The organism is Zhaonella formicivorans (genome assembly GCF_004353525.1).
GTDB lineage: Bacteria > Bacillota > DUOV01 > DUOV01 > Zhaonellaceae > Zhaonella > Zhaonella formicivorans.
Window position 1 is genome coordinate 511,480 of record NZ_CP085524.1, and the last position, 21,238, is coordinate 532,717.

At 45.1% G+C, this 21,238-nt stretch carries 19 protein-coding genes and 1 pseudogene; 13 read left to right on the plus strand and 7 right to left on the minus strand.

Annotated features, from left to right (window positions below; all coding sequences use genetic code 11):
• Nucleotides 1–192: 192 nt before the first annotated feature.
• Nucleotides 193–1,475, plus strand: a pseudogene (locus EYS13_RS02525) (IS110 family RNA-guided transposase).
• A 507-nt stretch (nt 1,476–1,982) separates the two neighbouring features.
• Nucleotides 1,983–3,431, plus strand: a complete 1,449-nt coding sequence (locus tag EYS13_RS02530; RefSeq protein ID WP_227765626.1) for a 4Fe-4S dicluster domain-containing protein — start codon at nt 1,983–1,985, stop codon at nt 3,429–3,431.
• 95 nt (nt 3,432–3,526) lie between these two features.
• Here the strand turns inward: EYS13_RS02530 and EYS13_RS02535 are convergent, their stop codons facing one another.
• Together EYS13_RS02535 and EYS13_RS02540 are read right to left on the minus strand one after the other, a co-directional pair.
• Entirely contained in the window at nt 3,527–5,239 is a 1,713-nt protein-coding gene (locus tag EYS13_RS02535) for an FAD-dependent oxidoreductase (RefSeq protein WP_227765628.1), read from the minus strand.
• Nucleotides 5,240–5,349: 110 nt separating this feature from the next.
• The gene (locus EYS13_RS02540) at nt 5,350–5,637 is read right to left on the minus strand and encodes an ArsR/SmtB family transcription factor (protein WP_227765630.1); all 288 of its coding nucleotides are present in this window, start codon (nt 5,635–5,637) and stop codon (nt 5,350–5,352) included.
• Nucleotides 5,638–5,861: 224 nt separating this feature from the next.
• On the opposite strand from EYS13_RS02540, the gene EYS13_RS02545 reads away from it, so the two are divergent.
• Nucleotides 5,862–6,470: a uracil-DNA glycosylase gene (locus EYS13_RS02545; RefSeq protein ID WP_227765632.1), complete on the plus strand. Its 609-nt coding sequence runs from the start codon at nt 5,862–5,864 to the stop codon at nt 6,468–6,470.
• Nucleotides 6,471–6,481: 11 nt separating this feature from the next.
• Here EYS13_RS02545 and EYS13_RS02550 read toward each other — a convergent pair whose 3' ends face one another.
• Nucleotides 6,482–6,736, minus strand: a complete 255-nt coding sequence (locus tag EYS13_RS02550) for a DUF3243 domain-containing protein (RefSeq protein WP_227765633.1) — start codon at nt 6,734–6,736, stop codon at nt 6,482–6,484.
• 151 nt (nt 6,737–6,887) lie between these two features.
• On the opposite strand from EYS13_RS02550, the gene EYS13_RS02555 reads away from it, so the two are divergent.
• From EYS13_RS02555 to comA, 7 genes are all read left to right on the plus strand, one after another.
• Entirely contained in the window at nt 6,888–7,064 is a 177-nt protein-coding gene (locus EYS13_RS02555) for a hypothetical protein (RefSeq protein ID WP_227765636.1), read from the plus strand.
• 70 nt (nt 7,065–7,134) lie between these two features.
• Nucleotides 7,135–7,578: a GatB/YqeY domain-containing protein gene (locus tag EYS13_RS02560; protein WP_227765638.1), complete on the plus strand. Its 444-nt coding sequence runs from the start codon at nt 7,135–7,137 to the stop codon at nt 7,576–7,578.
• Nucleotides 7,579–7,755: 177 nt separating this feature from the next.
• The gene (locus EYS13_RS02565) at nt 7,756–9,417 is read left to right on the plus strand and encodes a fumarate reductase/succinate dehydrogenase flavoprotein subunit (protein WP_227765640.1); all 1,662 of its coding nucleotides are present in this window, start codon (nt 7,756–7,758) and stop codon (nt 9,415–9,417) included.
• A gap of 4 nt (nt 9,418–9,421) precedes the next feature.
• A complete protein-coding gene (locus EYS13_RS02570; RefSeq protein ID WP_227765642.1) occupies nt 9,422–9,619 on the plus strand; it encodes a 4Fe-4S dicluster domain-containing protein in 198 nt (65 codons plus the stop codon).
• A 17-nt stretch (nt 9,620–9,636) separates the two neighbouring features.
• Nucleotides 9,637–10,749: an ABC transporter substrate-binding protein gene (locus tag EYS13_RS02575; protein WP_227765644.1), complete on the plus strand. Its 1,113-nt coding sequence runs from the start codon at nt 9,637–9,639 to the stop codon at nt 10,747–10,749.
• A gap of 19 nt (nt 10,750–10,768) precedes the next feature.
• Nucleotides 10,769–11,542 carry an ABC transporter permease gene (locus EYS13_RS02580; protein WP_227765647.1) on the plus strand — a complete coding sequence of 258 codons (774 nt, stop codon included), beginning with the start codon at nt 10,769–10,771 and terminating at the stop codon, nt 11,540–11,542.
• Nucleotides 11,543–11,559: 17 nt separating this feature from the next.
• Nucleotides 11,560–13,149, plus strand: a complete 1,590-nt coding sequence (comA, locus tag EYS13_RS02585) for a phosphosulfolactate synthase (protein WP_227765651.1) — start codon at nt 11,560–11,562, stop codon at nt 13,147–13,149.
• A gap of 37 nt (nt 13,150–13,186) precedes the next feature.
• Here comA and pdxT read toward each other — a convergent pair whose 3' ends face one another.
• Together pdxT and pdxS are read right to left on the minus strand one after the other, a co-directional pair.
• A complete protein-coding gene (gene pdxT, locus EYS13_RS02590; RefSeq protein ID WP_227765653.1) occupies nt 13,187–13,792 on the minus strand; it encodes a pyridoxal 5'-phosphate synthase glutaminase subunit PdxT in 606 nt (201 codons plus the stop codon).
• 2 nt (nt 13,793–13,794) lie between these two features.
• A complete protein-coding gene (pdxS, locus tag EYS13_RS02595) occupies nt 13,795–14,673 on the minus strand; it encodes a pyridoxal 5'-phosphate synthase lyase subunit PdxS (protein WP_227765654.1) in 879 nt (292 codons plus the stop codon).
• A 156-nt stretch (nt 14,674–14,829) separates the two neighbouring features.
• On the opposite strand from pdxS, the gene pdxR reads away from it, so the two are divergent.
• The 3 genes from pdxR to EYS13_RS02610 all read left to right on the plus strand — a co-directional run bounded on the left by pdxR (nt 14,830) and on the right by EYS13_RS02610 (nt 18,474).
• A complete protein-coding gene (pdxR, locus tag EYS13_RS02600) occupies nt 14,830–16,314 on the plus strand; it encodes a MocR-like pyridoxine biosynthesis transcription factor PdxR (RefSeq protein ID WP_423055314.1) in 1,485 nt (494 codons plus the stop codon).
• A gap of 127 nt (nt 16,315–16,441) precedes the next feature.
• Complete coding sequence (larAH5, locus tag EYS13_RS02605) at nt 16,442–17,689, plus strand: nickel-dependent malate racemase, LarAH5 family (RefSeq protein WP_227765658.1); 1,248 nt, start codon at nt 16,442–16,444, stop codon at nt 17,687–17,689.
• 89 nt (nt 17,690–17,778) lie between these two features.
• Nucleotides 17,779–18,474 (plus strand): metallophosphoesterase, encoded by a 696-nt coding sequence (locus EYS13_RS02610; RefSeq protein ID WP_227765660.1) that lies wholly within the window; start codon nt 17,779–17,781, stop codon nt 18,472–18,474.
• Nucleotides 18,475–18,793: 319 nt separating this feature from the next.
• On the opposite strand, the gene EYS13_RS02615 is transcribed toward EYS13_RS02610, so the two are convergent.
• Both EYS13_RS02615 and EYS13_RS02620 read right to left on the minus strand, forming a co-directional pair.
• Complete coding sequence (locus tag EYS13_RS02615; protein ID WP_227765663.1) at nt 18,794–19,471, minus strand: rhomboid family intramembrane serine protease; 678 nt, start codon at nt 19,469–19,471, stop codon at nt 18,794–18,796.
• Between the two features lie 320 nt (nt 19,472–19,791).
• Nucleotides 19,792–21,096: a transposase gene (locus EYS13_RS02620; protein WP_227762444.1), complete on the minus strand. Its 1,305-nt coding sequence runs from the start codon at nt 21,094–21,096 to the stop codon at nt 19,792–19,794.
• Nucleotides 21,097–21,238: the final 142 nt, after the last annotated feature.

A 21,238-nucleotide genomic window follows, 5' to 3' on the forward strand; every position in this document is an offset into this window, starting at 1 on the left:
AAGACGTCTAGACATACCAGCTGGTTGAGAGAGGTTATTGAATGAGCTTAGCTGCAGCAATTCATATCGCAAAGGAGCATTCCTGTAATGAATTAAAATGAGCTTTGAAAAAAGAAGTACCTCCTGTTAACATACGAGGTGTCGAGGTGTCGATTAACTAGCGACCCTTAAATAACAGAGGAGGTACTCAATATGAAGTATAACCAGAACTCAAGAATTTTGCAAATAACAGAAAAGACTTTAATCATTGGTGTAGATGTAGCTAGCGAGACAAATTACGCCAGAGCTTTCGATTACAGAGGCGTAGAACTAGCTAAGCTACTAAAATTCAATAATGACAACAACGGCTTCAAGACATTTTCTGAGTGGGTAAAAAGTGTGGCAAAACAACAGCAGAAGCAGCAGGTAATGGTTGGGATGGAGCCTACGGGACACTATTGGTTTACCTTTGCCCAGCATCTTAAGGATCACCAGCTGAAAATAGTACTAGTGAATCCGTTTCACGTAAAGCGAAGCAAAGAATTGGATGATAATAATCCGACCAAAAATGACCGAAAGGACCCAAAACCATTGCCATGCTGGTAAAAGACGGTCGATACATGGAACCGTACATTCCCGAAGGAATTTACAGCGATTTACGAAATGCAATGGAAACCCGCTTAAGATTAGTGAAGCAGCTTAACAGCATCCGAAACAGAGTTAAACGCTGGATAAGCATATATTTCCCGGAGTTCAACAGAGTCTTTGGGGATTGGGAAGGCAAAGCAGCAATAGTAACGCTAAAAGAGTTTCCAACACCGGATAAAGTACTTGAAAAAGGCGTCGAAGGCATAGTTGCCAGCTGGAGAAAAGAAATCAGCAGAGCTGTTGGAGTTAGACGAGCCAGCCAACTAGTTGAGGCAGCAAAGATATCAGTAGGAGTACGAGAAGGATTAAGAGCAGCTCAAAATGAACTTGCCACACTACTAGAAGAATATGAAATGCTGCAGAGGCAATATGAAAGGACAATGGCTCTAATAGAAGAATTAGCCATGCAGATTCCCGGTATTGAAGAAATGCTAAAAATCAAGGGAGTAGGCCTCATAGCAGCAGCAGGGTTTATAGCTGAAGTAGGGGATATTACAAGGTTTGAACATCCAAAGCAGGTACAGAAGCTGGCGGGACTAAGCCTGAAAGAAAATAGCTCAGGAAAGCATAAGGGCCAAACAACTATTAGCAAACGAGGGCGAAAAAGGCTAAGATCGTTGTTATTTCAAGGGATTATGCCCATAGTGGCTAAGAACAACGAATTTAAAGAACTACACCAGTACTACACAACAAGGCCACAGAACCCGCTCAAAAAGAAACAGTCGCTAGTACTCTTATGCTGTAAGCTCATAAGGATATTTTACACCTTACTGAGAAAAGGCGTAGCTTATGACCCACAAAAAATGATGAGTGATATAAGAAGGCAAGAATTACAGGAAGCCGCCTAAAAAGCGCACCGCAACTGACAATGTTACATTTCATCCGTTTGCCAGTCAAGGGTAAAGACTGCGTCGCCGCTATCGCGGCCCCTTGACAGTCAAACTCCTGCAATGTAACAAGCAATCAAGCGGTGCTGGAAATGTAAAAAAACCTTGCTTAATTAAAGATTACGTTCATTGACAAAGCGAGCCGGAATAGTCAGGTTGAAATTTATCCATAAGGGCATTTGACCCAGCAAAGGAGCAAGGCTGACATCCACCTCATGGGCAGGCAGTACGAAGGAATTTAGGGGCACAGACCCTGTGAGACATGGGAGGTTTGCCACCGGAGAACAAGTGGATTACATGGCCGAAATACGTTTAAAAGACGCATATTCTGTCGGTATACACTTGTTAATCCAGATATATACAAAAATAGGCATATTGTCCAAGAGGATTGACTTTGTACAAATGAAAATCTAAGATTAAGCGAGATTTTCAAAGAAAATTAAAGATTATAGAGGGAGGAGATTAGTTATGGCAATATCTGAACTAGCGAAAATTCGTCGTGACGTTTTTACCGAGATAGCGCGGCTTGCTTTGTCCGGCAGGTTAAAGGAAATGCCCGATGCAACGAAAAAGATTATACCTGATGGTCCGGCCAGGTACCGTTGCTGCATTTATAAGGAAAGAGCTATTGTGGAGGAACGGCTGGTTTTAGCCAATGGAGGCAGAAACGGAAAAGGGGAGGAAATCAGCGCAGGGCCGGTAGTACAAATCCTGGAGACCGCTTGTAACGGTTGTTCCCTGGATAAGTTCACCGTTACCGACGCCTGCGTGGGCTGTGTAGCCCACCATTGTAAAAGCAACTGTCCCAAGGATGCCATCATGATAGTACAAGGCAGGGCCTATATTGACCAGAGCCGCTGTGTGGAATGCGGCAGTTGCCGGAGGGCATGTAAGTATGGGGCCATTATTGAGCTGGCTCGTCCCTGTGAGAGGGCTTGTCCGGTCCAAGCTTTACATGTAGGCGAAGGACGTCTGGCCACAATTGATTACGATAAATGCATATTCTGCGGAAAATGCGTAGAAGGATGTCCTTTTGGTGCGGCTGCTGACGTTTCTTTTGTAGGACCGGTCTGCGAAGAGCTATATAAAAAAGAGAAAAAGCTATATGCAATCCTGGCACCATCAATAGTCGGGCAGTTTGGTGTTAAAGTCACTATCGATCAAATTAAAGCGGCATTAAAATTACTTGGTTTTGCAGGAGTGATGGAGGCAGCCTGCGGGGCCGATGCTACCGTGATCAGTGAAGGGGAAGAGTTTCTGGAAACAGTGCCCAAGTCAAGGCCTTTTATGACAACATCCTGTTGCCCTGCCTTTGTGGAAGCTATTGCTAAGCATTTGCCGGAACATCAGAATAAAGTTTCCCATACCCCATCACCTATGGCTTTTGCGGCTAAAATGTTTAAAAAGGAAGATCCGGATGGGTTGGTTGTTTTTATAGGGCCCTGCATAGCTAAGAAACATGAAGCAACTAAAATTGAAGAAATGGACTACGTGTTAACTTTTGAGGAATTGTTTGCTATTTTCCATGCCGCCCAGATAAAGCCAGAGGAAGTTGTAGCCGAAGTAGCAAGCCTCGATGAAGCTTCCCGCGATGGGAGGGGTTTTGCCAAAGCCGGAGGAGTGGCCAAAGCAGTAGAAAATTACCTGCTGGAACGGGATAGCGGCCTTGATATTCACGTTATTGCCTGCCAGGGCATTGCGGAATGCCTGCAAACCCTCAAGGACATTGCTGCAGGTAAAATTTTTGCCAATTTAGTTGAAGGCATGTCCTGTACGGGTGGATGTGTGGGAGGGCCCGGAGTTCTCAACCGACCGCAGATTGTAGGCAAGCAGGTGGAGAAATTGATGCAGGATTCATCTCTGCACAGCCCCTTGGAAAATACCAGAGCCTTGGAAATTCTGCATGATGCCAAGTAATAAGTTAAATGACAGCAAAAAGGAGTTTGGTTTTAGGACCAAACTCCTTTTTGCCATGCATCCCCCAACTTGCAGAATTACAACTCACTTACGATTTAAGAGTTTTCTGCTGTAACTGCTATTTCTTCCTGGTGGCTAGGGTAGGAGATGGGGTAATTCAAATCTTTGGCAACTGGGAACCATGTTTTAAAACCACCGCTCAAATTTTTTACCCGGGTATAGCCTTTTTGCAGCAGTATCCTGGCTGCCACATAAGCCCTTAAGCCCACCTGACAGTAAATAATAATTTCCTTATCGCTGGGTATTTCCGCTAAACGCTTGCGCAGCTGGCCTAAGGGAATATTGATGGAGCCGGGAATAAAGCCAGCTTCTTGCTCTGCCTTTTCTCTGACATCTAAAATAACTGTGTCCTCCCGGTTAAGATTAGCCAACTGGTGCCAGTGAATAATTTCCACATCGCCCCGCAGGATATTGCCGGCAACATAACCGGCAATATTGACCGGATCTTTAGCAGAGGAAAATGGAGGAGCATAGGCCAATTCCAACCCGCTTAAATCATCTACATTGGCCTTCAGTCTCAGAGCGGTAGCTAAAACATCGATGCGTTTATCCACGCCGTCCTGGCCGATTACCTGGGCACCCAAAAGCTCACCTTGCTCGCCAAAAAGAAGTTTAATGGTTAAAGGAGTGGCCCCCGGATAATACCCTGCATGGGAATTAGTATGGGTGAAGGAGGCAAAATACTTAATCCCTTGGCTTTGTAGCGTTTTTTCATTTTTTCCCGTGGATGCTACCGTAAGATCAAACACTTTGGCAATAGCCGTACCTTGTACACCGCCGTAAACTGTTGAACGCCCGGCGATAATGTCGGCGGCTAAACGTCCCTGGCGGTTAGCGGGTCCGGCCAGCGGCAGCCATGCTGGCTGCCCCGTGGAGAAATCGAAGGTCTCTATGGCATCACCAACTGCATAAATTGAAGGATCGGAGGTTTGGAAATATTCGTTTACCTTAATGGCTTCTTTTTGACCTAATTCCAGACCGGCATCTTTTGCCAGCTGAGTATCGGGCTTAACACCAATAGCCAGGATAATTAGATCGGCTAAAATCTTTTTGCCGCTTTGTAAGATTGCCATTGTGCGATTTTCCTGAACATTAAAAGCTGCTACCCCGTCTTGCAGGATGAGATTAACCCCTTTCTGGCGCAGGTGGTTATGAACAATAGCTGCCATTTCCCTGTCCAAGTTAAGCATCACCTGTTCTGCCATCTCTACTAATGTAACTTTAAAACCACGCAGATGCAGATTTTCAGCCATTTCTAAGCCGATAAAACCGCCGCCTATAACGACCGCTTCACCGCAGGTCTTATTATCCACAGCTTGGATAATGGCATCCATATCTGCCATATTGCGCAAAGTAAAAATGCGGGGACTGTCGATACCCGGAATTGGCGGGCGAAGAGGAGCAGCTCCCGGAGACAAAAGCAGAATATCGTAATTTTCCGTATAGGTTTTGCCGTTCACGTGGTTCAACACGGTTACCTCTTTCTTTTGCCGGTCAATGCATAGCACTTCGCTTCTTACCCGTACATCGATACGAAAGCGGTTTTTCATGCTTTCTACTGTTTGAACCAGCAACTGCTGCCGCTCTGTAATGACTTTGCCCACATGATAAGGCAGACCGCAGTTGGCAAAAGAGATGTATTCCCCTTTTTCGAACACAATAATCTCGGCTTCCTCATTCAAACGACGCAACCTGGCGGCAGCGCTGGCACCGCCAGCTACGCCTCCCACAATTAAAATTTTTTGCATCAAGTTCTCCTCCTCATTTTTATTACACTTAATCTAAGGCATCAGTTCCGACTTCCCGGTTATATGCTGCAACTGTTTTTGACTGAGGTCCAACTGGGGACTGTAAAAAGCTAGTTAAAAAGAGCCGAAATCAACTTTCTTACTTGCTCATCGGTTATGCTATAATAAACCTCAATACCTTGGCGCTGGGCAGTAATAAGACCGGACATGCGTAATTTGGATAAATGCTGGGAGATGGTAGACTGTGGCAAATCAAGACAATATTGCATCTTGCTGACGTTGCATGCTCCCGAATCCAGCAGGCCCTTGAGGATGCAGAGGCGTACCGGGTGAGCAATAGCTTTCAAGGTTTCCGCCTTAGCAGTGAGCATTTCCAGTTCATTTTTAACGTTTTCCATAAGATACACCTCACAATATGCGGGAATGCATTTATTTCCGCTTATCTAATTATTATAATACAACGATACACGTGAAAGTACAATCGTTCACATAAATTCTTCAATCATTTTTCATATATCCATTAAAATTTATTTTAAACTATGGCCAGGATTATTATATATTATAGGTGATACTCCGATGTTAGCTGATTACATACAATTTCAAGATAAAGGAGACCGGGGTTTTGAAAAGCTTTGCTGAACTAAGAAAAGGAATTGAAAACTGCACTAAATGCTCGTTATATAAGACCAGGACTAACGTTGTTTTGGATCGAAAGCCGCAGAAAACTGTTTTATTCCTGCTGGGTGAGGCTCCGGGGGGCCATGAAGATATGGTTTCCGGTGAGCCTTTCTCCGGAGAAGCCGGAAAAATTTTAACCGACTTTTTAGCCCAAATCGATTTGGACCGCAAACATTGTTATCTTGGGAATACTGTAAAGTGCCGTCCCACCAAGCCTTCCAGCCGGGGTAGATTCGGCCCCTATGCCAATCGCAAACCAACCTCGGCGGAAATTAAGAGTTGCTCTTCATGGGTAGAGGCGGAAATAGGCCTCGTTAAGCCAAAGGTAATTGCCACGTTGGGCGGTGTGCCGCTAAGTACGATTTTAGGCAAACAGGCACGTCTCGAGGATTACCATGGGAAATATTTTTATTCGGCGAAATATGGATGCTTTATTTTTCCCCTTTATCACCCTGCAAGCATTATTTACCGCCGTCAGTTAGCCCAAACATATGCCCAGGATGTTTTCAAGCTAAAAGAATTTTTGCAGGAATTAAAAAAGCAGGGCAATTAAACCCTGCCTTTTTAATGTATTTTTCTGTTTTCAATAAGTTTAATCAGCATGCTGACTAAAGCTTCCTGCTCCTCAACGCCACCTACCGTCCACATTTCTTTTAGCAGGCGGTTTTCCGGGATGTCGGGCTTAATATTCTCCGCCAAAAAATCCCCGAGTTTTGCTGCTGATTTGCTGATTAGTTTATTGGGTAGGCCAGCCGCCTTAGCTTTTTCCAGGGCAGTGCCTAGAGTATCCAACCATTGGTCAAAATTATTTATTTCCAAAAATGCAGCCTCCTTTTTCCCGTTTAAATTATTTTGTTACTTCTGCGGTCAACTATGCGACAAATATTTCACAAAAAGTAAATAGAAAATCACGAAAAATGTTTTAAAACCAGCGAAAAATAGCAAAATTATAAGTAAGGAGGGAAAATAAATGCTGACTAGAGAAATGGGCGCAGTTAAAGTGAAGGCGATGGGACAATACATTCCTATTCCTCAAAAGAAAAGAAAAAAGCAACTCCCTGCCGTCGTAAAGGAGCGTTTAAATTATCCAACGGTAGAATCCTATTTGGAAGAGGTAGTAAACCCAGTACAAGATGATAATATATAATCCACCTTTAACTGGGCAATAGTTTAAATTGGCTTCATTGTAAGTTACAATTAGTTAGGGGTGGTTAAAAATGTCCGTGTTGGAACAATTGAACGAAGATTTAAAAACGGCTATGAAAAGCGGTGAAAAAGAAAAGGTATCTACAATCCGTATGGCCAAAGCAGCAATACAAAATGCAAAAATCAAAAAAGGCCAAGATCTAAGCCAAGAAGAGATTATAGAAGTGCTGTTTAAAGAAGTCAAGCAGCGGAAGGATGCTATACCGCAGTTTTCCGGACATCCCGACAAAGTGGAAGCTTTGGAACGGGAAATAGCAATCTTGAACCAGTACCTGCCACAGCTGATGGGGGAAGATGAGATTATGCGGGTGATCAGGGAAAGTATTGCTGTTCTTAATCCTGCCGGTCCCAAGGAAAAAGGCAAAGTAATGGGCTATTTGATGCCGAAGCTAAAGGGCAAAGCGGACGGGCAGGCAGTAAGTAGACTAGTTGATAAAGCTTTAACCGAATTGTAAGTTTCTAACAAGACCGGCTTTGTTATGCCGGTCTTTTTTCTTTTACAGCTTTTCTAAGCCCCTCTCTCCAGCCGTTACCAGGCAAATTAAGTTTCCACTCAAGCACTTTTAAGCTGTAGGTGAATAATATGAGTTTAGGCGTGTAACAAAAATGCAGCTCTGCAAGGAGGGATAGGTTTGTACATAACAATTACAACCGATGTTTTAATAATTGGGGGCGGCAGTGCAGGTACATATGCAGCCATTAAGGCCAAAGAAAAAGCCCCCGAGCTTAATGTCTTAGTACTGGAAAAAGCCCATATTGAACGTAGCGGCGCTATTGCCAGGGGGATGGACGCGGTGAATAACGCTGTTGTTCCCGGCGTGGCAACACCGGAAAAATACGTGGAGGAAGTCACCAAAGCCAACGATGGTGTGTTGGATCAGGAAACTTGCTATGTTTTAGCCCGGCAAAGCTACCCGATGTTGTCGGAACTGGAAAGTTGGGGAGTCAAGTTTCCTAAAGATGAAAACGGAAACTTTATAGTCCACCATATTCATCCCGAAGGCAGATATACCGTACCTATGGATGCGGAGGACCTGAAAAAGATCTTGGCCCGGGAAGTTGTAAAACGGGGTGTGGAGGTTTTAAACAGGCATACCGTGACCAGCTTGCTGACCAGGGAAGGCAAAGTGACAGGGGCAACCGCGCTCAATACCAGGACCGGAGAATTTGTCGTTGTCAACGCCAAAGCGGTAGTTTTGACAACAGGCGCTGCCGGGCGTTTTGGGCTTCCTGCATCCGGTTACTTGACGGCTACCTACGAGTTTCCGGGTAACGCCGGGGACGGCTATGCCATGGCCTACCGGGCGGGGGCGGAGTTAACAGGTTTGGAATGTTTTCAGATTAACCCTCTTATTAAGGATTATAACGGACCTTCTTGTGGGTATGTGGTCAGCCCTTACGGGGGGTACATGGCTAACGCTTTTGGCGAGAGGTTTACAACAACCGGTTACTGGTCTGGACACCTTTTGAGCAAAATAAAAGAGGAAATTGATGCCGGCCGCGGGCCGGTATATTTAAAAATGAACCATTTAGATGAGGAGACAATCCGTACCCTGGAAAATATCCTTTATGTTAATGAGCGACCAAGCAGAGGAAAATTCAACGCCGGGCGCCGGGTAGATATCAGGGAGCATATGGTGGAGTTACATCTGAGCGAACCCACTTTATGCAGCGGTCACAGTTCTTCAGGTGTTTGGGTTAACGAGCGGGCTGAATCATCGGTGCCGGGATTGTTTGTGGCAGGTGATGTGGCATGCGTTCCGCATCAGTATCTGGCAGGTGCTTTTGTTTTCGGAGGTATAGCCGGGAGTAATGCAGCTGAATGGGCTAAAGAATTTTCCTGGCTTGAGCCCGACCCGGGGCAAATTGAGCAGGAAAGAGACAGGGTTTTTGCTCCGCTGCAGAGGAAGGAAGGCATCAAACCCGCGTTAATGGAGTATAAATTACGTAAGACAGTCAGCGACTACCTGTTTCCTCCGAAAACCGAGCATCGTTTGGATATTGCCTTGGAACGCTTCCGTCGTTTTGCGGAAGAAGATTTGCCGATGCTCTATGCTGCAGACTTCCATGAGCTGGGGAAAGCATTGGAAGTGGAATGCATTCTGGATTGTGCTATTATGGCTGCGGAAGCTTCCAAGTACAGAAAGGAAAGCCGTTGGGGATTCCTGCATCTGCGTGCCGATTACCCTGAACGGGATGATGCCAATTGGCTAAAGCACGTGATAATTAAAAAGAACCCGGCAGCCGGCAAAATGGAAATTTATACCAAACCGGTACGGGTTAGGGGGAGGTAACATTATGAGCAGTAATTTCAAAGTGAACGAACAATGCAACGGCTGTGGGTTATGTGTGGAGATTTGCCCTATGGATGTACTCCGCATGAACGATGACAACAAACCCTATATGAAATACGACGAATGCTGGTATTGTGACGCTTGCGAAAAGGATTGCCCTATGCAGGCAATTACCGTGGAGATTCCATACTTAGTCAGATAACGAGAGGGGAATGGTATATGTACCGGCGAAAATTTAGTTTACTTTTAACCGTTGTACTGTGCCTTATTCTCCTCACAGCGGGTTGCGGCAGCAAGCAACCCGCTTTATCCACCGGGCCGGGTAACCAACCACAGCAGGCCCAGGGCAAGGTAATCATCGGAATCGGTTATCAGGCCCCTACAGCCCAAACCTGGGGAGCATTAATTGTCAAAAACCTCAAGTTATATGAAAAATATCTCAGCAAAGTAGCCCCCGAAACCCAATTTGTAGTGGAATGGTTCAACTCCCCCTCGGGGCCGCCCCTGACCAATAATATGATTGCGGGTAAGCTGCAGCTTTCCTTTATGGGCGATATGCCCATCCTGATCAATGGGGAAAAAGGTCAAACTATGCGCAACTATCAATCGGTTTTTATTGCCTTTGACGGAAAAGGGGAAAAAGGCAAAAACCAAGCCTTGGTAGTTCCTAAAGACGGTGTTACCAAAGTAACGGATTTAAAAGGAGCTACAATTTCTACGGTAATTGGCTCCAGTGCTCACCGTATGCTTTTGGAAGTGTTGGACAAATACGGTTTGACAGAACAGGTCACCATTACCAACCAGGATGTCACAGTCGGCATGACAAGTATAGAACAGAATAAAATTGCCGCCCATGCCACCTGGGAGCCCTACCCCGGTTTGATGCTTTTCAAGGACAATGGCCGGATCCTAATCGATGGTACTGAAACTCAGGTTGATTATTTGGATGGAATAGTGGCTGACCGCCCCTGGGCAGAAGCAAACCGCAGCTACGTAGTGGCTTTTTTACAGGCTTTAATTGAAGCTCATAAATTTATTCGGGAACAGCCTGAAGAAGCTGCCCGAATTTTTGCCGAAGAATCGGGATACCCATTGGAAGTAGCTAAGCAAATGGTCAAAAGTATCCGTTTTGATGCAGCTATTTATGCTAAGGACCTGGAAACACTGCAAGGCAGCCGGGATTTTTTAATTAAGCTTGGAAAGCTTACCTCCCTTGACCTGGAAAAATTTGTAGACACCAGTTATTTGGAAGAGGCAGTCAAGAATTCGGGCCTTGAATATTTAACTGCAGATGAGCTTAAAGGCCAATGGGTTAAAGATAAGCTGTACTAGGTCCTTGGAGGGTACGGAAATGCCAAAAGTTGTTTTGCGCTTTATCAAGGTCAGTAGAAAATTTTGGGGAGTCGCCATCTTTCTGGCGACGTGGCAGTTGCTGGTTAGTTTCAACGTCATGTATCCTTTAATGTTCGGCAATTTACCGTCACCTGTACAAGTGGTAACTGCTTTATTAAAGCTGCTACAGGATCAAGGTTTCTATTATCATATTTTTAGCAGTTTCATCAGGATAGCTCTTGGCAGCGTTGCAGCTTTAGTGATAGCAGTACCGCTGGGGCTGTTCATCGGTCTATCTGGCTGGGGGAGAGAAGTACTGTTTCCTGTTTTTGAGATGCTTCGCCCTATACCTCAGATTTCCTGGATTCCGGTAGCTATCTTGCTTTTTCCAACGGTAGAAGGCAGTATCCTGTATATAACGTTTTTGGGTGCCTTTTTCCCTATCTTAATCAATACAATTGCCGGGGTAAAAAGCATACCCCAGGTATTGTTGGATGCAGCTAAATCTATGGGGGCAAGGCACCGGCAAATTGTAACCAGAGTGGTGTTTCCGGCCGTTCTGCCTTTTATCTTTACCGGTTTTACTGTTGGCACAGGAGTATCCTGGATGAGTGTAATCGCTGCAGAAATGATCTCCGGTAAGTTTGGTATAGGCTATTTCACTTGGACTTCCTACACATTAATGGCCTATGCCGATACCATTGTGGGCATGGTTGTCATTGGGGCTATGGGTTCCCTCTGTTTCTCCATGATCCGCGGCGCTGAACGAAAGCTTGTGAAGTGGCGCTACTAGGCAAAGAGGTGAAATGAATGGCCATTAAAATTCATAAGGTTACAAAACACTACCCCTTAAAGAATAGACAAAAAAATATAACTGCTTTGGAAGATGTTTCATTGGAGATAAATGACAAGGAGTTTATCTGCTTATTAGGTCCTTCGGGATGTGGCAAAAGCACTTTGCTAAAAATTCTGGGAGGTTTGGAAAACGCTGATTCTGGTCAGATCATAATTGATGGCAGAGAAGTAATCGGGCCCGGTCAGGACCGGGGTATGGTTTTTCAAGATTATGGTTTATTCCCTTGGAGAACGGTGCAAGGCAATGTGGAATTTGGCCTGGAGTTACGCAAGCTAGGACGCCGGGAAAGACAGGACATTTCCTCCAAATATTTAACCATGGTGGGATTAAAGGGCTTTGAGCATGTCTACCCTTACCAGCTTTCCGGGGGGATGAAACAGCGGGTTGCCATCGCCAGGGCCCTTAGTTTAAATCCCAAGATCATTCTGATGGATGAACCTTTTGGTGCCCTGGATGCTTTCACACGCATGCAAATGCAGGACGAAATTACTTCTATTTGGGAAAAGGAGCAAAGGACTGTAGTTTTTGTAACCCACGATATAGATGAAGCAGTCTACCTTGCCGACCGGATTGCAATTATGACACCTTCACCCGGTCGAATTAAAGCTGTGATTGGGATCCCGCTACCCAGGCCACGGGACAGGGCGAGTGTGGAATTTGCCGAGATCAGGGGAAGAGTATTTGCTCAATTTGAACAGCTGGTTAAAACAACGAAAAAAGAACTGACAGGTAATTTAGCTCCTGCTAAGAATAAAGCGGGCCACGGTTGGCGGGAAGTGTTGGAGTTTCCCCTGGCAGACAGGCAGGCTAAGCCTAGGGACAGCGGTCTAACTATGGTGATCGATACCGGTTTATGCCTTACGGAGACGAAAGAGCTTTTGGACATGGCTGCCAGGTATATCGATTTATATAAGCTTGGTTTTGGCACTTCATCGCTGTACTCAACCAAACTATTGGAGGAAAAGATCTCTTTGGTGCGTTCTTACGGTGTGGATATCTTTCCGGGGGGAACATTTTTAGAGGTAGCAGTCATGCAGCATAAATTGGAAGAATTCCTGGAATTGTGCCATTACATGGGTTATTCCTACATTGAAGTTTCCGATGGTACCATCGAGATGGATAGTGCCACCAGGTCTTCAGCCATTAAACGGGCAAAAGAGGCCGGGTTTAAAGTAGTATCAGAAGTGGGGAAAAATGATCCTAATAGTCCGGCATCAATTGCGCAAATTATTCGCACTATCGAATCCGATTTGGAAGACGGTGTGGAAAAAGTCATTATCGAAGGGCGTGAATCAGGTCAAGGGGTAATAATTTATGACTGTTACGGGAATATCATTGAGCCGGTGCTTGATTCCCTGATTTTGGGCGTGCGCGATTTAAACACCATTCTCTGGGAAGCCCCGTTAAAAAGTCAGCAGCAACATTTGATTGCACGTTTTGGATCCAACGTTAACCTGGGCAATATTCACCATCATGAGGTCTTGGCTGTAGAAGCTATGCGGGTAGGGTTACGAAGCGACACGCTCCGCAATGTTAGAACATAAAAACACAAAAGCCTCTGGAAAGCCAGAGGTTTTTATGTTAGCTGTTTACAGATTTTTGATGCTGGATATAATTTTTCACTTTTTTTATAAAATAACGATGAAAAGTCAAATCCTTAGTCAATTCGGGGTGAAAAGAAGTTGCTAACAGATTTTCCTGTTCTACAGCGATGATTTTCCCGTCCAATTCTCCCAGCACTTCAACTCCTCTACCTACCGCTTCAACGTAAGGGGCGCGAATGAAGACCAGAGGTATTTTATTGGGGCTTATTTTGGGGAAAACTTGATAAGCTATAAAACTGTCCAGCTGGCTGCCGTAGCCGTTGCGCCGAACTGAAATATCCAACAGGTCCAAGTGGCTTTCAGCCTGATTTACTATTTTCTTCGCCAGAAGAATAAGTCCGGCGCAGGTCCCCCAGATTGGCAAGCCCGCTTGGGCGCACCTTTTGACAGGTTCTTTCAGGCCAAAGTCATTCATCAGTTCGCCTATAGTTGTACTTTCACCCCCGGGGATTATTAACCCTTGAATGGCGTTAAGTTCTTCTGGCTTTTTAATACTCTTCGCTTCAATTCCTGGTAATTGCTGCAGCATCTGGAGGTGCTCCTTAACTCCCCCTTGCAGGGCAAGGACACCGATAGTTAACATGTTTACCACCCTCTTTTGGCCATCCGGTTTTCTTCAATAATTTTATCTATTTCAATGCCAACCATGGGTTCACCCAAATCCTCAGAAACTTCTGCAATAATTTTAGGATCGTTATAATAGGTAGTTGCTCGCACAATGGCTTTGGCTCTTTTGGCAGGGTCGCCTGATTTAAAAATGCCTGACCCTACAAAGACACCGTCGCAACCCAATTGCATCATTAGTGCTGCGTCAGCCGGCGTGGCTATACCGCCTGCTGCGAAGTTTACCACAGGCAGTCTGCCATATTCAGCCACATATTCTACCAGGTGGAAGGGAGCTCCCATTTCTTTGGCAGCAGACATTAACTCTTCCTTTGGCATTAATTGCAGCTTACGTATTTCCGAGAGCATGGTACGCATGTGGCGCACTGCTTCTACCACGTTGCCGGTGCCGGCTTCTCCTTTGGTACGTATCATGGAGGCACCTTCTCCAATACGCCGGAGAGCTTCTCCTAAGTTCCGGGCGCCGCAAACAAAAGGGATTTTAAAATCACGCTTATTGATGTGAAACATTTCATCGGCCGGAGTTAACACTTCGCTCTCGTCTATGTAATCAATGCCAATTTCCTGTAAAATTTGGGCCTCTACAAAATGTCCAATTCGTACTTTAGCCATAACGGGAATACTAACTGCTGCTTTAATTTCTTTGATCAATTTTGGATCCGACATGCGGGCCACGCCGCCTTCTTTGCGGATGTCGGCCGGAACCCTCTCTAAGGCCATAACGGCTACTGCACCTGCCGCTTCCGCAATTTCAGCCTGCTCTGGAGTGGTCACGTCCATAATAACCCCCCCTTTTAACATTTGGGCTAGGTTTTTGTTTAATTCATAGCGGTCTGTCACAATATTTACCTCCTTTAAATACTAAAATTTGACAACTCCTTGAGATTTTGTTACAATGTATGTATCGATACAATTGCAATACATCTTGTTGCCAATACAATTATGACACCGATGAATTGTATTGTCAATGATATGGTAGGTGAAAACGTGGATTTGATTGAATCGATTCAATTAAACAAACAGTCAGATCAGCCTCTCTATTTGCAGTTATACGGCAAGTTGCAGAAATTAATCGAGAATAAACAGCTGCATGCTGACTACAAGCTGCCGCCCATTCGCAAACTGGCGGAACAATTAGGTGTAAACAGCATTACTGTGGTCAACGCTTACAAGCTTTTGGAACAAAATAATTATGTTTATTCAAAAGTAGGTAGTGGCACCTATGTAGCGGAGTTAAAAGCAGGCATTAAAATGAATGCAGAAGAACTGACAGACGAGTTGCAGCCTGAAGAATTAAAACTCATGGATCAAGGTCAAATCCGGATAGGCCCCAATACCATCAACTTTGCCAGTGCCACCCCAACGCCGGAGCTGTTTCCGGTAGAAGATTTTAAAAATGTTTTAAACGAAGTGCTGGAGAGGGACAAGGGTTTTGCTTTTGGATATCAGGAAAGCCAAGGTTTTTACCCGTTGCGGGAATCAATCGCTGTTTACCTGCGGGATTTTGGGAGCAGCATAGACCCGGGAGATATTCAGATCATTTCGGGCGCTCAGCAGGGTATTGATATTTTGGCCAAAGCGCTGCTGAATTTTGGCGACTATCTGGTGGTTGAAAGCCCAACTTACACCGGAGCTATCGCCGCCTTTAAATCCCGGGGGGCGCAAATTATTGAAGTCCCTATCGAGCAGGATGGCATAAATATAGATTTACTGGAGGATAAGCTGAAAAAGCATCACCCGCGCTTTATTTATGTGATGCCCCATTTTCAAAATCCTACCGGATATTCTTATTCTTATGTTAAGAAGCGGGTTCTATTGGAACTAGCCAATCGTTATGATACGCTGATTATCGAGGATGATTATTTAAGCGAGCTGGATTACAGCGGTCAGGAACTTGCACCTTTGAAGGCGCTTGATGAGCAAAACCGGGTGATTTATATCAAGAGCTTTTCCAAGATCTTTATGCCCGGTTTACGTTTGGCGTTTCTTTCAGTACCTCAAACTATTTACGGGGAAGTGCTTGCTGCCAAACACACTTCCGATATATCTACCTCCGGTCTTATCCAGAGAGCATTTGATTTGTATTTGCGGAAAGGCATTTGGCAAAAGCATATTATGTACATGAGGGAAATTTACCAGGAACGCTACAATGCCATGGCCCAGGCACTGCAATCTTATTTGCCCCGGGAAATAGAGTTTTATCTTCCTGGCGGTGGGTTAACTTTTTGGCTGGCGTTGCCCCAGGGCTGCTCAGCCCAGGAACTATATCTGGAATGTGCCAGACGGGATGTCTTGTTTGTGCCGGGTTCGGTATTTTACCCCACCTCCCGCTCCAGCAAGTATTTCCGCCTGAGTTTTGCCGCGGTTTATCCGGAGGCTATCGAAGATGGCATACGCATTATAGGTAAAGCAGCTGAAAAACTGCTGGGTATAAATAATACAAAAGCGGAAGGTGCAAAAGGTTTTGCGCCGCTACTCTAACCTGAAGAGCAGGATGCTAAACGTCATTGGCGGCGTTTAGCATTTTTTTTAAACTTCAGACGGAATGGTTGGAGATAAACGGAATAAGGAATACTAAACAGAAATTCTTTCAGTAGGAGTCGGGTAAATGAAAATAAGTATTCCTTATGGTAAAGGCTATGAGCAGGCTGAATTGCCTGCCGGAGTTGAAACAGAAGTTATAGATCTCCCGCAGAAAACAGGGGGGTTAAATAAGCGAGAGTTAATTGCCCAGGCCTTAGCAAATATTGATTTTGAAAAAATTGCTTTGTCTGATTCCCTGGCGGTGGTGGTTAGCGATGTATCGCGACCTGTGCCAAATGGGGAAATTCTGGAGCAGCTTTGGTCCCAACTGGAAAAATGGGGAATGACCAGGGAACGTCTGACTCTTTTTATTGCCTGTGGACTGCACCAAGCCCCCGGCCAGGAAGAAATAAAGCAGATAGTTGGAGAGTATGCCGCCCAAAACTTCAAGATTGTGGTACATGAAGCTGCTGAGCGCTATTTGCAGTATATAGGAAAAACCAGCAGGGGTACGCCAGTTAAAATCGATGCACAATTTTTGCAGGCTGAAGTCAAAATAGCTATTGGATTGGTGCAGCCTCACCAGATAGCGGGTTTCTCCGGCGGGGCAAAAAGCGTTGCCATTGGGCTGGGCGGAAAGGAAACCATAACTGCTAACCACGCTTTATTGGATCACCCTGCGTGTCGAGCCGGCAATATTCTGAACAACCCTGCCCGCCAGGAAATCGAGGAAATTGGGAGAATGAGCGGGTTGAATTTCCTCATTAACGTAATTACAGATTCCTTTAAGCAGCCTGTATTTATAAATGCAGGCTGCTTAGTGGAGAGTTACACCGAGGCTGTGGAGTTTGCCAAGCAATTTTACCGTGCGCCGGTGCAAGGAAAAAAAGACCTGGTCATTGTTTCTGCGGGCGGCTACCCTAAAGATTTAAACTTGTATCAGGCACAAAAAGCGTTAAATGCAGGGGTTCAGATCTTAAAGCCTGACGGTGTTGTTATTTTAGTTGCCAAATGCGAGCAGGGAGCAGGCAACCGAGATTTCATGGACTATCTAGGTAGATTTTCCTGCCCGGCTGAGCTAATAAAAACTTTTAAGCACGAGCCATTTTGTATTGGCCCCCATAAAGCCTATCTCTGGGCTAAAAAAGTAGCCCAGAACAGGGTGATTTTAGTATCAGCTTTAGACAGTGCTGTCACCGGAAAGCTGATGGTGGAGTGTGCCCGCTCTTTGCAAGAGGCTTTGGCTAAAGCACAGGATAAACTGCGGCCAGGAGGCAAAGTAGGTATAATTCCTCACGCTTCCGGCATCCTGCCGGAACTTTTGATAAGTTAGCTTTACTAGAGCTTGATAGGAAGGAAATTAAGAAAAACCGGGGAATATGATGATTTAATCATTATAGCTTAGGACAGGCGGAGAGAACAATGGCAATCTATGCACTGGCTGATTTACATCTTTCCTTTGCTCAAGATAAACCAATGAGCAAATTTGGGAAGGCTTGGGAAAATCACGCGGAAAAAATAAAAGTTAACTGGTTTAACACAGTCAAGGCGGAGGATACGGTTTTACTCTGCGGCGATCATTCCTGGGCACTGAAGTTGGAGGAAGCTGTACCTGATCTGGAATTTATCGGCCAACTCCCTGGGCGCAAAATCCTGATTAAAGGCAATCATGATCTGTGGTGGCAAAGTTTAAAAAAAATGAAGCAGGTTTTGCCTGGGAGTATTGAGGTGGTGCAAAACACTTTCGAAGTAGTTGAAGGAAAAGCTATCTGTGGCAGCAGGGGGTGGATTTGCCCCAACGATGACAATTTTACCGCCCATGATTTGAAAATCTATGAGCGGGAGTTAATACGTCTGGAAAATTCTCTAAAAGCAGCTAAAGCATCCGGTGACAGGGAAATAATTGTGATGCTCCATTACCCTCCTTTTAATAACAGACAGGAACCTTCCGGCTTCGTGGAACTTATGCATAGGTACGGTGTGCAAACTTGTGTTTACGGTCACTTGCATGGGGAAGTACAGCGGAGTGCAGTAACGGGGAATATCGGAGGTATAGAATATCATTTAGTAGCTTGCGACTATGTGAATTTTACCCCGGTGCTAATCACCGCAGGCTAGCATTCAACAGCAAAAGGTGCCTTGCGGCACCTTACAGACCGTCGACAAAGTATTATTAGCCCTCGCAAAATTGTAACCCTTGTACCGCTGCTCCAAAGACTATCGCCAAGAGCGCTTGCTGCTTAAGCGTTTGACTTCCAGCGGCACGCGGTGACGCGACGTCCTATCGCTCCACCGCTCTCGCGGCGTCCGTGCCGCTCGTCCGCTTCCAGTCAAACTCTTCGCAGAGCGCTCTAGGGCTTGTCATAATGTCGCAGCTACACACAATGGGTTATAATTTTTGCATTTGTCTACAAGCTGAAAGGTGCCTTGCGGCACCTTATTTTCTTTTTTTGAATAATTTAAAGAAGAATGCCCCGGCAGCAAAACCGCCGATATGGGCCCACCATGCTACCATCTGTGCATTTCTGCCCACCCCAAGAGCTGTTAAACCATTCAACACCTGCAAGATAAACCATAGAAAGAGGAAAAAGACGGCCCGCACTTCGGTAATGGTCACAAAAAAGGCAATAGGAACCAAAGCCAGCACCCTGGCTTTGGGAAAAGCGAGGAAATAGGCCCCCAACACCCCGGCAATGGCGCCGCTGGCACCGATTGTGGGGACGCTGGAGTCGGGGTTGAAATAGATATGGGCCAGGCTTCCCGCTATACCGGCAATCAGATAGAAAAGCAAGTACCTGAAATGCCCCAGTCTGTCTTCCACGTTGTCACCGAAAACCCAGAGATAGAGCATGTTACCTCCAATGTGTAAAAGGCTGCCATGAAGAAAAAGTGAAGTGACAAAGGGAAGGAAGGGTTCCCACTGCCCGCTCAAAAGCAGCCAAGGGGAGAGTTCAGCCATTTTAGCGGGGATGACACCGTAAGTTTGCAAAAAAGGCTCGAGCTCATCCGGGAAGAGCTGCAGTTGTTTATAGAAAACATAGATATTTAAAATGATAAGCGAGTAGTTTATAAAAGGAAAACTCTTTGGTCGTACACTGTCGCGCAACGGAATCAAAAATGCCAACTCCCTGCAGCTGATTATATTTTAGGATATGCAATTACCCGAATTTTATTGATTATAGTCTGTTACTTTAGCATAACCAAAAATTGGCGTCTTGGCAATCACTTGTTATTCTTAGAGCTTTTTGCTTTGTACTCTTTTTTTCTCTATAGGTCATGACATTGGAATACTTCTCATTCTAAATTTTTAAGTTTTAAACTTGGATCACAGATATTTTGACAGTTCAACCTTTAAAAAAGCATAAAAGTCCTGTTATCCACAATTTAGGCCTGTGAATATCTTTTCTAAAATTTATTATTCACTTATGATAGTGGCTAAACTGCAGCTACCAAGCTTCTCATTTTATCTGCCTGCTTTTCTTTCACTCGTCCTAACGCCATAGCTAACATGACACATAATGCTAATCCACATCGCATTTTCATCTTGGCCATGCCCCGGATCGTATGCAGTTCAAAGCCAAATGATACGTCAATACGGCTGTTTACTCGCTCAACGCTGGTGCGCTTATCGTATTCTTTTTCCCACTTTTGGCTTGCTCGATCGATCGGCGTAAAGATTCTCCGATCTTCTGAAAGGGGTATACGTATCCCTTGTGCTACTGGGCATTGTTCCCGGCCTTTACATTCTATTCCGTAATGTTCGGCACAGCATAGCTTCTTTAGTGTATTACGGTCTTTTTCAAATCCCCCACTGGGCATCTCCCGCCGGGTATTTGTCTTCGGGCAATAGCAGTATACATTACCTTTGTAGTTATAGACTACGTTTTCCTTTCCGCTCAGCAACCGTGTTTCTTCTCCGTCTTTCCACATATTACGGATATCGATGACCGGTTTGATTTGATACTTATCCCAGCACTTTTCAATAAGCTTTGTGTCATCATAACCCTTGTCTGCTGCTAGGGTCTCTGCTGTTTTCAATATCTCTGGTTGCCTCCGCTCTATTTGTTCAAGCATGGCATGACCTTCTTTAATATCCGAAGCCGAGGCTTTGGTAACTTTAAAGGCTACTGGTAGTTCATAAGTTGCATCTACGACTAAATGTAACTTGTAGCCAAACCATTTGATGATCTTTTCCCATAGTCTGCCATCTTCGGTTACACCCTTGTATTCTTTTTTGCCATAATCGGCATCAGTATCTCGCCTGCCATCAGGTGTTTGATTCTTATTCTGCTGCTTAGCGTAAGACGAGATCGCTTTACTGTCGATGGCTAGACGCTTGCCGAATTCAGGCAAAATCTCTTGCAACTGCTCAACGAGGCGATCTAAAATGTTATCGAGCTCTTCAGTATATTCGACTATGCTCTTTAAAAAACGTGTATAAACCCAAGCCGGAGGTACTGCCGTACCTTTAAATCCACACATATCACGGAGTTGCCCGTTCCGGCCCAGTTCACGCCGTAATTTTTCTACGCTATCATGTTGAAATACTATTCCTGCAAGCACTGAATTCCACATCGCCCGCACTGGGTAATCATCCCGACCCTTTCCTCGCTTTGCTTCCAATAGCCGCATCAATTCTTCATCTGGCATGTACTCTAGTACGAGCCGCAATCGTTCTAAGTCACCCAGTCCTTCAATTTCGTTCCAGCTAAATAGCTTGAGTTGTGGTATAATAGCCATGCAGGCAACCTCCTTTTTGGGTTAATGATTTGATCACTTACATTTTACCACTTAGGGGATTTGCCTGCCTTATTTTATTGCTTAGCTAAGTCTTAGGACATGAGGCTATAATTAGCCTTTATGGCATGTATCTTGGGAGAAA

What these genes read in the sequence shown, in the direction of transcription:
- EYS13_RS02530 (WP_227765626.1), top strand. Translation starts at nt 1,983, where the DNA reads ATGGCAATATCTGAACTAGCGAAAATTCGTCGTGACGTTTTTACCGAG.
- EYS13_RS02535 (WP_227765628.1), bottom strand. Translation starts at nt 5,239, where the DNA reads ATGCAAAAAATTTTAATTGTGGGAGGCGTAGCTGGCGGTGCCAGCGCT.
- EYS13_RS02540 (WP_227765630.1), bottom strand. Translation starts at nt 5,637, where the DNA reads ATGGAAAACGTTAAAAATGAACTGGAAATGCTCACTGCTAAGGCGGAA.
- EYS13_RS02555 (WP_227765636.1), top strand. Translation starts at nt 6,888, where the DNA reads ATGCTGACTAGAGAAATGGGCGCAGTTAAAGTGAAGGCGATGGGACAA.
- EYS13_RS02560 (WP_227765638.1), top strand. Translation starts at nt 7,135, where the DNA reads ATGTCCGTGTTGGAACAATTGAACGAAGATTTAAAAACGGCTATGAAA.
- EYS13_RS02570 (WP_227765642.1), top strand. Translation starts at nt 9,422, where the DNA reads ATGAGCAGTAATTTCAAAGTGAACGAACAATGCAACGGCTGTGGGTTA.
- EYS13_RS02575 (WP_227765644.1), top strand. Translation starts at nt 9,637, where the DNA reads ATGTACCGGCGAAAATTTAGTTTACTTTTAACCGTTGTACTGTGCCTT.
- EYS13_RS02580 (WP_227765647.1), top strand. Translation starts at nt 10,769, where the DNA reads ATGCCAAAAGTTGTTTTGCGCTTTATCAAGGTCAGTAGAAAATTTTGG.
- comA (WP_227765651.1), top strand. Translation starts at nt 11,560, where the DNA reads ATGGCCATTAAAATTCATAAGGTTACAAAACACTACCCCTTAAAGAAT.
- pdxT (WP_227765653.1), bottom strand. Translation starts at nt 13,792, where the DNA reads ATGTTAACTATCGGTGTCCTTGCCCTGCAAGGGGGAGTTAAGGAGCAC.
- larAH5 (WP_227765658.1), top strand. Translation starts at nt 16,442, where the DNA reads ATGAAAATAAGTATTCCTTATGGTAAAGGCTATGAGCAGGCTGAATTG.
- EYS13_RS02610 (WP_227765660.1), top strand. Translation starts at nt 17,779, where the DNA reads ATGGCAATCTATGCACTGGCTGATTTACATCTTTCCTTTGCTCAAGAT.
- EYS13_RS02620 (WP_227762444.1), bottom strand. Translation starts at nt 21,096, where the DNA reads ATGGCTATTATACCACAACTCAAGCTATTTAGCTGGAACGAAATTGAA.